11 protein-coding genes are annotated in these 12,400 nt (G+C 66.9%); 9 read left to right on the top strand and 2 right to left on the bottom strand.

The window, feature by feature from the left end:
* Positions 1-23 precede the first annotated feature (23 nt).
* Positions 24-743, bottom strand: coding sequence for an IclR family transcriptional regulator (locus AC1DBN_RS02955; protein ID WP_009356552.1), 720 nt, complete (start codon positions 741-743; stop codon positions 24-26).
* Positions 744-856: 113 nt separating this feature from the next.
* Between AC1DBN_RS02955 and leuC the strand changes: the two genes are divergently transcribed.
* From leuC to AC1DBN_RS02925, 6 genes are all read left to right on the top strand, one after another.
* Positions 857-2,311, top strand: a complete 1,455-nt coding sequence (leuC, locus tag AC1DBN_RS02950; protein ID WP_091724011.1) for a 3-isopropylmalate dehydratase large subunit — start codon at positions 857-859, stop codon at positions 2,309-2,311.
* Between the two features lie 9 nt (positions 2,312-2,320).
* A complete protein-coding gene (gene leuD, locus AC1DBN_RS02945) occupies positions 2,321-2,923 on the top strand; it encodes a 3-isopropylmalate dehydratase small subunit (RefSeq protein ID WP_091720964.1) in 603 nt (200 codons plus the stop codon).
* A gap of 159 nt (positions 2,924-3,082) precedes the next feature.
* Entirely contained in the window at positions 3,083-4,408 is a 1,326-nt protein-coding gene (gene murA / locus AC1DBN_RS02940; RefSeq protein WP_091720961.1) for a UDP-N-acetylglucosamine 1-carboxyvinyltransferase, read from the top strand.
* 9 nt (positions 4,409-4,417) lie between these two features.
* Positions 4,418-5,191 (top strand): lysophospholipid acyltransferase family protein, encoded by a 774-nt coding sequence (locus tag AC1DBN_RS02935; RefSeq protein WP_477722548.1) that lies wholly within the window; start codon positions 4,418-4,420, stop codon positions 5,189-5,191.
* On the top strand, positions 5,188-6,234 hold the full coding sequence (locus AC1DBN_RS02930) for an NAD(P)H-dependent glycerol-3-phosphate dehydrogenase (RefSeq protein WP_091720956.1): 1,047 nt from the start codon (positions 5,188-5,190) through the stop codon (positions 6,232-6,234). The genes AC1DBN_RS02935 and AC1DBN_RS02930 overlap by 4 nt, the downstream gene beginning before the upstream one ends.
* Positions 6,235-6,236: 2 nt before the next feature.
* Positions 6,237-7,385, top strand: a complete 1,149-nt coding sequence (locus tag AC1DBN_RS02925) for a D-alanine--D-alanine ligase family protein (protein WP_091720954.1) — start codon at positions 6,237-6,239, stop codon at positions 7,383-7,385.
* Between the two features lie 39 nt (positions 7,386-7,424).
* On the opposite strand, the gene AC1DBN_RS02920 is transcribed toward AC1DBN_RS02925, so the two are convergent.
* Positions 7,425-7,928, bottom strand: a complete 504-nt coding sequence (locus AC1DBN_RS02920) for a DUF3515 domain-containing protein (protein ID WP_477722547.1) — start codon at positions 7,926-7,928, stop codon at positions 7,425-7,427.
* Between the two features lie 147 nt (positions 7,929-8,075).
* Between AC1DBN_RS02920 and thiL the strand changes: the two genes are divergently transcribed.
* Genes thiL through AC1DBN_RS02905 form a run of 3 tightly spaced genes read left to right on the top strand, consistent with a single transcriptional unit; the run spans position 8,076 to position 12,382 of the window.
* Positions 8,076-9,104: a thiamine-phosphate kinase gene (gene thiL, locus AC1DBN_RS02915; protein ID WP_477722546.1), complete on the top strand. Its 1,029-nt coding sequence runs from the start codon at positions 8,076-8,078 to the stop codon at positions 9,102-9,104.
* A gap of 22 nt (positions 9,105-9,126) precedes the next feature.
* A complete protein-coding gene (locus AC1DBN_RS02910; protein ID WP_477722545.1) occupies positions 9,127-10,119 on the top strand; it encodes a DAK2 domain-containing protein in 993 nt (330 codons plus the stop codon).
* Complete coding sequence (locus AC1DBN_RS02905) at positions 10,109-12,382, top strand: ATP-dependent DNA helicase RecG (protein ID WP_477722544.1); 2,274 nt, start codon at positions 10,109-10,111, stop codon at positions 12,380-12,382. Before AC1DBN_RS02910 ends, AC1DBN_RS02905 begins: the two co-directional genes overlap by 11 nt.
* Positions 12,383-12,400: the final 18 nt, after the last annotated feature.

Here is a 12,400-nt window from a genome sequence, read left to right as displayed (position 1 = left end):
GTGCGGGTTTGGCCCGACGTCGGTCAGTCGTTGTTCTTGCGCAGCGCTTCGGTGAGGATGCGGCCGGCGTTGCAGACCACTTCAGCATGCAACCTGCCGGGCTGGCGGGTAAGCCGCTCAATGGGGCCGGAGATCGATACGGCCGCAATGACGCGGCCGGACGGTCCGCGCACCGGTGCCGAGACCGAGGCGACCCCCGGCTCGCGTTCGCCAAGGCTCTGGCCCCAGCCCCGCCGTCGTACTCCTGCCAGGACTGTCGGCGTGAAGCGCGCGGACTGCAGGCCCTCCAGCAGGCGGTCGTGGTCTTCCCAGGCAAGCAGGACTTGGGCTGCGGAACCGGCCTTCATGGACAGCTGGGTGCCGACCGGAATGGTGTCGCGCAGGCCGATGGGGCGCTCGGCTGATGCCACGCAGACCCGCCAGTCGCCCTGGCGGCGGAAGATCTGTGCGCTCTCGCCCGTGGCGTCGCGAAGCTGCATCAGGACGGGGCCGGCAGAAGCGATGAGGCGGTCCTCGCCGGCGGCCGATGCCAGTTCAACCAGCCGGCTGCCAAGCACGAACCTGCCTTGGATGTCGCGGCTTACCAGCCGGTGGTGGACCAGCGCGAGGGCGAGGCGGTGGACAGTGGGACGGGCCAGTCCGGTGGCCGCTACGAGCTGTGCCAGCGTGGTGGGGCCGGCTTCGAGCGCGTCAAGCACCTGTGCTGCTTTATCAATGACGCCGACTCCACTAGAATTGTCCATGTAATGATATTGCCGTCTCATTATCTGAGATGCAAATCTTTCGGCTGGCGCAGTGCGGAGCCGTCCTGCTTCAGTTGAAGCATTCAGCCAAACAGCAGTGAAGGGAGATGGCCATGGCAAAGACATTGGCCGAGAAAGTCTGGGACGCGCACGTGGTGCGCAAAGGCGACGGCGTAGGTGCCAACGCCCAGCCCGACCTTCTCTTCATCGACCTTCACCTGGTCCACGAGGTCACGTCCCCGCAGGCATTCGAGGGCCTGCGCCTGGCAGGCCGCCCGCTGCGCCGCCCGGACCTGACCATCGCCACGGAGGACCACAACACTCCCACGCTGGACATCGACAAGCCTATCGCCGACCTCACCAGCCGGACCCAGATCCAGACGCTGCGCAACAACTGCGCCGAGTTCGGCGTCCGCCTGCACAGCCTCGGTGACGCCGAACAGGGCATCGTCCACGTGGTGGGTCCGCAGCTGGGCCTCACCCAGCCAGGCATGACGGTGGTCTGCGGCGACTCGCACACCTCCACGCACGGCGCCTTCGGCGCGCTGGCCATGGGCATCGGCACGTCCGAGGTGGAGCACGTCATGGCTACCCAGACCCTGTCCCTGAAGCCGTTCAAGACCATGGCCATCAACGTTGAGGGCACGCTGCGCTCCGGCGTCACGGCCAAGGACATCATCCTGGCGGTCATCGCCAAGATCGGTACCGGCGGTGGCCAGGGCTACGTCCTGGAATACCGCGGATCGGCCATCCGTGCCCTGTCCATGGATGCCCGCATGACCATCTGCAACATGTCCATCGAAGCCGGCGCCCGCGCCGGCATGGTGGCGCCGGACGAGACCACCTACGCCTACATGCTGGGCCGCCCGCACGCTCCCGAAGGCGCTGACTGGGATGCCGCCGTCGAGTACTGGAACACGCTCAAGACCGACGACGACGCCACCTTCGACGTCGAAGTGGACCTGGACGCCGACACGCTGGAGCCATTCGTCACCTGGGGCACCAACCCCGGCCAGGGCGTGTCCCTGTCCCAGGCCGTTCCGTCCCCCGAGGACTTCGGCGACGAAAACGCCAAGGCCGCCGCCGAACGCGCCCTGCAGTACATGGGGCTGGAAGCCGGCACGCCGATGAAGGACATCCGGGTGGACACCGTGTTCCTCGGTTCCTGCACCAACTCCCGCATCGAGGATCTCCGTGCCGCCGCGGACATCATCCGCGGCCGCGAAAAGGACCCGAAGGTCCGCATGCTCGTGGTGCCGGGCTCTGCCCGCGTCCGCCTCGAAGCGGAGGCTGAAGGCCTGGACCGGGTGTTCAAGGACTTCGGTGCCGAATGGCGCTTCGCCGGCTGCTCCATGTGCCTGGGCATGAACCCTGACCAGCTGGAACCGGGGGAGCGCTGCGCCTCCACCTCGAACCGCAACTTCGAGGGCCGCCAGGGCAAGGGCGGCCGCACCCACCTGGTGTCCCCTGTGGTGGCAGCGGCCACGGCCGTCCGCGGCACGCTCAGCTCGCCGTCGGACCTTGATCCTGCCCCCGAATCCGCCGCCATCCGCACCGACGCAGCCTAGGACGCAACCATGGAAAAGTTCACCAAGCACACCGGCATCGGCGTTCCGCTGCGCCAGAGCAACGTCGACACGGACCAGATCATCCCCGCGGTGTACCTCAAGCGCATCACCCGCACCGGCTTCGAGGACGCCCTGTTCTCGGCCTGGCGCAAGGACTCCTCCTTCATCCTCAACCAGGAGCCCTTCAACGCCGGCTCCGTCCTGGTGGCCGGGCCCGACTTCGGCACCGGTTCCTCCCGCGAGCATGCGGTGTGGGCACTGAAGGACTACGGCTTCAAGGCGGTGCTCTCCTCCCGGTTCGCCGACATCTTCCGCGGCAACTCGGGCAAGCAGGGACTGCTTGCCGCCCAGGTGGCCCAGGACGACATCGAGTTGATCTGGAAGGAACTGGAAAACGCGCCGGGAACCCAGGTGACCGTTGACCTGGAGTCGAAGACTGTAGTGTGCGGCAACATCGTGGCCCCCTTCGAGATTGACGACTACACTCGCTGGCGCCTGCTCGAAGGCCTGGACGACATCGGACTCACCCTGCAGCATGAGGCCGAAATCACCGCCTACGAGGCCACCCGGCCCTCGTTCAAGCCCAAGACCCTGCCTGCCAAGGTTTCCTAGCGCCAGCGCCCTGCTCCTTGGCCCTGCGCGGGGCGCCGTACTTGGCCGCCACGCCCCGGCCAAGGAGCCTGCGTATTTCGGTTCGGTAACGCGACCTCCTATGCTTGGGTGGAGCCTTTGCAAGGATTTGGGGGCGAGTAATCGTGAGGAAACCGGTATATGAGTAGTGTTCTGACAATCCGCGGCGGAGTCCCGCTTACTGGCCGCGTCACCGTCCGGGGGGCCAAGAACCTTGTCCCCAAGGCAATGGTGGCGGCGTTGCTGGGCAACGAACCGTCGGTGTTGCGGAACGTTCCGGAGATCAAGGACGTGGAGGTTGTCACCTCCCTCCTGCAGCTCCACGGCGTGACGGTGGAGAAGGACCCGGTCAGCGGGGACCTTACCCTTGATCCGAAGGCAGCAAAGACGGCGTCCAGCACGGCCATCGATGCCCACGCCGGGGACTCCAGGATCCCCATCCTGCTGTGCGGCCCCTTGATCCACGCCATTGGCGAAGCTTTCATCCCGGACCTTGGCGGCTGCAAGATCGGCGACCGCCCCATCGACTACCACCTGGACGTGCTCCGCCAGTTCGGCGCCGTGGTGGAAAAGCGCCCGGGCGGGATCCATATTTCTGCCCCCAAGGGCCTGCACGGCGCCAAGATCTCCCTGCCGTACCCGTCCGTGGGCGCCACCGAGCAGGTCCTGCTTAGCGCCACCCGCGCCGAGGGCATCACCGAACTGAGCGGTGCCGCCACGGAGCCGGAGATCATCGACCTCATCGCCGTGCTGCAGAAGATGGGCGCGATCATCAGCGTCCAGACTGACCGCACCATCCGCATCGAGGGCGTCCGCGACCTCGGCGGCTACAACCACCGTGCCCTCTCCGACCGCAATGAGTCGGCGTCCTGGGCGTCCGCTGCCCTGGTCACGCGCGGCGACATCTTCGTCGAGGGTGCTTCCCAGCGCGACATGATGACCTTCCTGAACACCTACCGCAAGGTGGGCGGCGGTATGGACATCGGCGAGGACGGCATCCGGTTCTACCACCCCGGCGGGAAGCTCAACCCACTGGTGCTTGAGACCGACGTACACCCCGGATTCATGACCGACTGGCAGCAGCCGCTGGTGGTGGCGCTGACCCAGGCCGAGGGCGTCTCGATCGTCCACGAGACGGTCTACGAGAACCGCTTCGGCTTTACCGACGCACTCATCCGGATGGGCGCCAGCATCCAGGTGCACCGCGAATGCCTGGGCAGCGTTCCCTGCCGGTTCGGGCAGCGCAACTTCCTGCACTCGGCGGTCATCTCCGGGCCCACCCAGCTCAAGGGCACCGACATTGACGTGCCGGACCTGCGCGGCGGGTTCAGCCACCTCATTGCCGCACTGGCCGCCACCGGCGTCTCGCGGGTGACGGGCATCGACATCATCAACCGCGGCTACGAGCGCTTCACGGAGAAGCTGGCCGGGCTGGGTGCCGATTTCGACATCACTGCCGCGAAGTAGCGGGCTGCCGTGAAGGAATCTGCCAAGAGCAGGGCCACATTCGTGTTCATCGCCGGCATCGCCCGGCCGCTGTTGAACATCATGATGAGCAAGAAATGGGAAGGCCTTGAAAAGCTTCCCGCCGGTGGATTCATCGCTGCGCCCAACCACTGCACGGAGATCGATCCGCTGGTGGTGGGGCACATGCTGTACAACCAGAAACGGGCGCCGCATTTCCTCGCCAAGGCCGGCCTGTTCAAGGTTCCCGCGCTCGGCTGGCTCCTGCACGCCACCAAGCAGGTCCCGGTGGAACGTTCGACGGCGGGAGCGAACCGGTCGCTGCAGGTGGCCCAGGAGATCGTGGCCGAAGGCGGTGCCATCATCATCTACCCCGAAGGCACCCTCACCCGTGACCCGGACCTGTGGCCGATGAAGGGCCACACGGGAGCAGCCAGGCTCGCGCTCGAAGGCGGCATCCCGGTAGTCCCGATCGCCCACTGGGGAGCGCACGAGGTGTTTCCGCGCTACGGCAAGAGCTTCCACATCTTCCCCCGCAAAACATCCAGGGTGGTCATCGGTGACCCGGTGGACCTGAGCGCCTTCGCCGGCCGGCCGTTGGACAAGGCCACGCTGACGGAAGCCACCGAAGCCATCATGGATTCCATCACCGGCCTCCTCGCCGGCCTAAGGGGCGAGGAACCGCCCGCCGAGCGCTGGGATCCGGCAAGGAAGCAGCAGTCCAAGCACGGTCGTTTCATGGAGCGCGGCGGCCAGCACCCCGGCAACGGGCCGGACGAGCAGTGACCCTGAACCTGGCGGGTTCAGCCCGCTCCGTCGCCGTCCTGGGCGCCGGTTCCTGGGGAACAACGTTCGCGAAGATCCTGGCCGACGCCGCCACGGCGGCCGGTACCCCTCGTGAGATCAGGCTGTGGGGCCGCCGGGGTGAGGTGGTTGAGCAGGTCAACAACAGCCACCGCAACCACCAGTACCTCAAGGACGTGCCGCTGCCGGGCAGCATCACGGCGTCCACCGACGTCGCGGACGTGCTCCGAGGGGCCGACCTTGTGGTCCTTGCCGTCCCCGCACAGTCGTTGCGTCCGCAGCTGCGGGAGTGGCGCCACCTCATCGCCCCCGATGCTGTGGTGGTCTCGCTCATGAAGGGCCTCGAGCTCGGCACCGACGCGCGCATGAGCCAGGTCATCAGCGAGGAGCTCGGCCTCGAGGCCGGCAGGATCGCCGTCGTTTCCGGTCCAAACCTGGCCATGGAAATTGCGCGGGAGGAGCCCACCGCCTCGGTGGTCGCCTGCGCCGATTCCGCCGTCGCCGGCTGGCTGGCGCGCAGCTGCACGGCCCCCTATTTCCGTCCCTACACCACATCTGATGTGGTGGGCGTGGAGATCGGCGGGATCGTCAAGAACGTCATTGCGCTGGCCGTCGGAATCTGCGAAGGCAAGGAGATGGGGGACAACACCAAGGCCTCCGTCATCACCCGCGGCCTGGCCGAGACGTCGCGCCTCGCTTTGGCCCTCGGCGGTGAAGCCAAGACCATGGCCGGGCTTGCCGGACTGGGCGACCTCGTGGCCACCTGCTCATCGCCGCTGTCCCGGAACCACACCGCGGGAAGGCTGCTGGGCCAGGGCCTCACGCTGGAGGAGGTGGGCCAGAAGATGACCCAGACCGCCGAAGGCATCAAATCCGGCCAGGCCGTGCACGAACTGGCGGGCAAGCTGGGCGTGGAAATGCCTATCACCGCCGCCGTTGTGGCCGTGCTGGCCGGCAAGCTGTCCGTTGACCAACTGGGACCCGTCCTGCTGTCCCGGGAATTGAAACCTGAAGGTGATGACTGACGATGTCCCACAACAACCTGACGTCAGGGGAGCCGGCCCGGCTTCCGAAACCGCGGGTAGCGGTCCTGTTCGGCGGCCGGTCCAGCGAGCACGCCGTCAGCTGCGTCACCGCCGCCGGAGTACTCGGCGCTATTAACAAGGACAAGTACGAGGTCATCCCCATCGGGATCGCCAAATCCGGCCAGTGGGTACTGGCCGGCGGTGACACTGCCCAGTGGTCCCTTGCCGGCGCGGCGCTGCCTGAGGTGGCGCCGTCCGACCAGACCGTCACGCTGGCTGAGATCGGAGGAGAGCACCAGCTGATCGTCGCTGCCCCCAACGAGGTTCCGCAGGAACTGGGCACTGTGGACGTGGTCTTTCCCCTCCTTCACGGGCCATTTGGTGAAGACGGAACCATCCAGGGGCTCCTGGAACTCTCGGATACCCGCTACGTCGGCGCCGGGGTCCTGGCTTCCGCCGTGGGCATGGACAAGCACTTCATGAAGGTTGTCTTCGAATCGGCCGGCCTCCATGTTGGGCCCTATGTCGCCGTTACCGACAGGCAATGGCAGAAGGACCCCGAGGCTGTCCGGAAGCAGGTCGACCGGCTGGGCTTCCCCGTGTTCGTCAAGCCTGCACGGGCTGGTTCCTCCATGGGTATCTCCAAAGTCGACTCGCTGGAAGGGCTGGATGCAGCCATCGAGGAAGCGCGCCGGCACGATCTCAAACTGGTCATCGAGGCCGGCATCGTCGGCCGGGAAATCGAGTGTGCCGTGCTGGAAGGCCGTGGAACCGATGCGCCCCGGACCTCCATGCCCGGCGAGATTTCCGTGGCCGGCGGCGGCCACGAGTTCTACGACTTCAATGCCAAGTACGTCGAGGACGACGCCGCGTCGCTGAGCTGCCCGGCAGACATTCCCGATGAAGCCATCGCCAGGGTGCGCGACCTCGCCGCCGCAGCGTTCGATGCTGTCGGTGCCGAAGGCCTGAGCCGCGTTGACTTCTTCTACACGCCTGACGGCGACCTGATCATCAACGAGATCAACACCATGCCCGGGTTCACGCCCAAGAGCATGTACCCGCAGATGTGGGCTGCGTCCGGGCTCGGCTATGCCGATCTGATCGACGAGCTGATCCACCTGGCCCTGAACCGGAAGACCGGACTGCGCTGATCTGCGCTTTTCCTGGAGGCTGGGCGTGCCGAAACCGGCCTACTGGCTCTGGGGCAGGTCCTGCAGTTCCTGCTGGCCCACGCAGTTGCGGCCGGCAGGTACCTTGCCTGCCGCCGTGGCGAGGTCGGCCAGCACCGTAGCTGAGCTGATCTTGTCCGGATCCATCAGGATTTCGGTGGCGGGTTCGCGGCCATAGGTGGTGAGCGTCCACACCGGATCGCCCTCTTTGATGACCCAGTCAATGCCGTTGACGGTGACGCAGCGGTCCGTGGTGGGGCCAGGAACGTTCACGCCGCAGCGCAGGATCACCAGCGACGGATCGCCCCAGGCCGCGGTGGCCTGGCTGTTGGTCTGCCGCCGCTTCGCCTCACCAATGGTGTCCGGGAGGGCCACCATCATCGGTGCGCAGGCGGGGTTGGCGGCGTCCTGGGCGGGGGCAACGTCGACGGCGGGAGAACAGCCTGCCAGCGGGAGGGCAACCATGGCCCCAATGAGCACCGTCCGGGCAGCACGGCGGGGCAGGGACGGGTGGGGGCGGGGCATGGTCCAAGCCTATCGCCGGAACGGAGTGTTCCGGACATCGCCGTACCCCATCCGAACAGCCGGCAGCTCACCCAAGCTCCGGCCAACACCTGCCCTTCCTGGAATGTCAGTGCCGCGCTGTAGCGTAGTGGGGTGCCTGAAAAGCCTATGACTGAAGCAGATTCTCCGGTGGTTGCCGCCCTCTCCGAGGCCGAGCTGCTGGCACGGATCTTCCCCCGCCTGGCGATGGACGCAGGGCATTCCGCCGCCACCCTCCTCGGCCCCGGCGACGACGCCGCCATCATCAGCGCACCTGACGCCAGGACGGTTATCAGCATCGACACCCAGGTGCAGGACCAGGACTTCCGCCTCACCTGGCCCAACGGATACTGCACCACGGGGTTTGACGTCGGCTGGAAGGCTGCGGCCCAGAACCTCAGCGACATCAACGCCATGGGTGCCCGGGCCACTTCCATGGTGGTAAGCCTCACGTTGCCGCCGGACACTCCTGTTGCCTGGGTGGAGCAACTGGCCGACGGCCTCACCGCCGGGATCCGGGAACTGGGAGCGTCGGGCTGTTCGGTGGCAGGCGGCGACCTTGGCCGGGGCCGAGAGATATCCGTGACCGTGGCAGTGCTCGGAACGCTCGACGGCGGGCAGCCGGTCCTCCGCTCGGGCGCCAGGCCCGGGGACGTCCTTGCCCTGGCAGGTACGGCGGGCCGCGCCGCTGCGGGCCTGGCCCTCCTGGAGTCCCCGGTCCAGGTAGGACGGCTGGATCCGCAGCAGCGCAGCCTGGTGGACCTCCAATGCCGTCCCGTACCGCCGCTCGCCGCCGGGCCTGCGGCACGGGCGGCAGGTGCCACCGCAATGCTGGACGTCTCGGATGGCCTGCTGCGGGATGGAAACCGGATCGCACTGGCCAGCAGCGTCTGCGTGGACCTTGATCCTGACAGGCTGGACCTGCTGGCCGCTGCCCTGGAACCTGCCGCGGACCTGCTGCATACGGATGCAGGGACGTGGTTGCTGGGTGGGGGCGAGGACCATGGATTGCTCGCCACCTTCCCGCCGGACGTTCAGCTTCCTCCCGGATTCACTGCGATAGGCTCGGTACAAGCACTGGGAATCGACGAAGGTCCGCGCGTGACGATTGCGGGCCGGGCCGCGGACACCGGGGGATGGGACCACTTTGCAGACTAAGATCGCCGCCAATGCCCAGGCTATGAGGCGGTGGCTCAACAAAGCGGAAACCGCGCTGGGCAACCACAGTGACCGCCTCAACGCCATCAATATCTTCCCTGTCGCGGACGGCGACACCGGCACCAACCTCTACCTCACGGTCCGGGCCGCCTCCGATGCCCTGGACGCGCTGGACCCGTCAGTCACGGACGTCGGCGCCGTCCTGACCCACGCGGGCCAGGCAGCCCTGGAAAAAGCCCGGGGCAACTCCGGGACGCTGTTCTCCGTCTTCCTTTGCGCGGCGGCGGAACCCCTGGCGGGGCAGCAGCGCCTCAGTTCGGCCCTGCTGGCAACAGCCCTGCACCGGGCCCAGATCCGCGCCTGGACCGCTTTGAGCGATCCCGTGCCCGGCACCATGCTTTCTGTGATGGAAGCCGCGTCCCTGGCGGCCGGAGAGATCGACGCCCTGCACCCCGGAGACGACAGTAACCACGCCCTCGGAGTGACGCTGGACGCCGCGGTGGCCGCGGCATTGGCCGCCGTCGTCTCCACGGAGGACCAGCTCGATGCCCTGCAGGCAGCCAAGGTGGTGGATGCCGGTGGCGTGGGGCTGCTGCTAATCCTGGACTGCCTCCGTTCCGTGGTGCTGGGGGAGGAGCTGCAGGGTACGCTGCTCGATGACCTTCACGGCTACAGCGTCCAGGACCCCCACATCCACTCCAGCATGCCGGTGGACGAAGGCGTGGAGGTCATGTGCACCATCAGCCTTTCGCCCCTGGACGCAGCCACGCTTCGTCAGCACCTGGACGAGCTGGGCGACTCTGTCATCATGAGCCAGCTGGGCGGTGGGGAAGCCGGCGATGGCACCTACCGGTGGCGGGTCCACGTGCACGTCCCCACGCCGGGGCCCACAGTGGAACTGATCCGCACCCTGGGGACGCCCACCGACATGTCCATCAGCGCCCTGTCTGACACGTCCGGCCACCGGAGCCAGGCGCTCCAGGAGGCAGTGGACTCCGGTGGGCATGAACGCTGAGCCCGGCCTCGCCCTCGAACGCCGCATCGGCAAGCGTTCAGCGGGGGTCATCGAAAAACACCTCAACATCAGCACGGTTGAGGGCCTGCTTAACTATTTTCCGCGGCGGTACATGGCACGCGGCGAACTGACGCCCATCAGCGAACTGCCGCGTGACGAAGAAGTAACCCTCATCGCGCGCGTACTCTCGAGCAATACCCGTTCCATGCAGGCACGCAAGGGAACCATCACCGACGTCGTTATCTCGGACGATGACGGCCGGAACGGCCTGAAGCTGGTGGGCGGTACTGATTTCCACGGCAAGGTCCCCGGGACCCTGAAAATAAGTTTCTTCAACGCTTTCCGGGCCAAGAGCGAACTGCAGCCCGGCCGCCGGGCGTTGTTCTCGGGCAAGGTCACCAGTTTCAAGGGGTCCCTCGGCCTGACCAACCCTGATTTCCAGGTACTGGATTCGGACCCCTTCACGGCCGGCGGCGATGACCCGGAGAAACTCGCTGCCATGCCCATTCCCGTGTACCCGGCCACGTCAAAGCTGCCCAGCTGGAAGATCCAGCAGGTCATCGCCACCCTGCTCGAAACGGTGGACCTGGACGCCCTTCCGGATCCCGTTCCGGAGACCGTCTCCGCGCGGGAGGAATTCCTGCCGCTCGCGGAGGCTTACCGCCTGATCCATGAGCCGGAAAGCGCCGTGGACTGGCAACGCGCACGCCACCGGTTCCGCTACCAGGAGGCGCTGGTGCTGCAGTCCGCCCTGGCCAGGCGGCGGTCCCAGCTGGCCGCTGAGGAAGCGACGGCCAGGCGACCGGTCCAGGACGGCCTGCTGGCTGCATTCGACCGCAACCTTCCCTTCACGCTTACCGACGGCCAGGCCGCCGTCGGTAAGACCCTGGCGGCCGGGCTCGCCGCTGACCACCCCATGAACCGCTTGCTGCAGGGCGAAGTGGGTTCGGGTAAAACCGTCGTGGCGCTGCGGGCCATGCTGCAGGTGGTGGACGCCGGAGGCCAGGCCGCCCTGCTGGCTCCAACGGAAGTCCTCGCCGCCCAGCACTTCGACTCCATCCGCCGGACCCTCGGCCCGTTGTCCAGGGATGGATTGCTCGGCGCATTCGGCGGCACGGACGGGGAAGCGGTGCAGGTCACCCTGCTGACGGGTTCCATGCCTACCGCGGCCCGCAGGCAGGCCATGCTGGACGCCGCGTCAGGGACAGCGGGGATCGTCATTGGTACCCACGCATTGTTGAGTGACAACGTGTCCTTCTACGATCTGGGACTGATCGTGGTGGACGAGCAGCACCGCTTTGGCGTGGAGCAGCGCGATGCCTTGCGGGCGAAGGCCAGGAAACCTCCGCACCTGTTGGTGATGACCGCTACACCCATCCCGCGCACCGTGGCCATGACCGTCTTTGGCGACCTTGAAACCTCCACCCTGGACGAACTTCCCAAGGGCCGTGCCCCCATTTCCACCCATCTGGTCGGCCTGGCAGAGAACCCGGGCTGGGCCGGGCGGATCTGGGCCCGCGCCCGCGAGGAAATTGATGCCGGCCACCAGGTCTACGTTGTCTGCCCCAAGATCGGCACCGACGACGACGGCGACTTCAGCCCGGGCGAAGCGGAGCCGGCCGCCGCCGACCTCGAGGAGAACGGGCGGGAACTTGCCTCCGTGACAGCCGTCGTCGAGCAGCTGCAGGACGAACCATCCATCGCCGGCGTGTCCGTGGCCCCGCTGCATGGACGCCAGGACCCGGACCTCAAATCGGCCACCATGGCAGGCTTCGCGGCCAACTCCGTTAAACTGCTCGTTTCCACCACCGTGATCGAGGTGGGCGTGGACGTCCATAACGCAACGATGATGGTCATCCTGGACGCCGACCGGTTCGGCATCTCCCAGTTGCACCAGCTTCGGGGACGGGTGGGCCGGGGTGGGCTTCCCGGGACCTGCCTCCTGGTCACCTCGCTGGAACGCGGGCATCCCAGCCGGCGTCGGCTTGAGGCGGTGGCGGCCACAACCGACGGTTTCGTCCTGTCCCAGGAGGACCTCAAGCTGCGCCGGGAGGGCGACATCCTGGGCGCCTCCCAGTCCGGCGGGCGGTCCACGCTCAGGCTCCTCCGCGTCCTGGAGCACGAAGACATCATTGCCCAGGCCCGGTCCGACGCCCAGGAAATCGTCACCGGCGATCCGTCCCTTGCTGCCCACCCTGAGCTGGCGGATGCCATCGACAGATACCTCAACCCCGAGAAGGAGGCGTTCCTTGAACGCGGTTAGCAAGGACCCTGCCGGAAG

It is taken from the genome of Pseudarthrobacter sp. 10T415 (genome assembly GCF_056394175.1).
The sequence above is the reverse complement of the archived record's forward strand: the minus strand, read 5'-3'. Positions and strand labels throughout refer to the sequence as shown.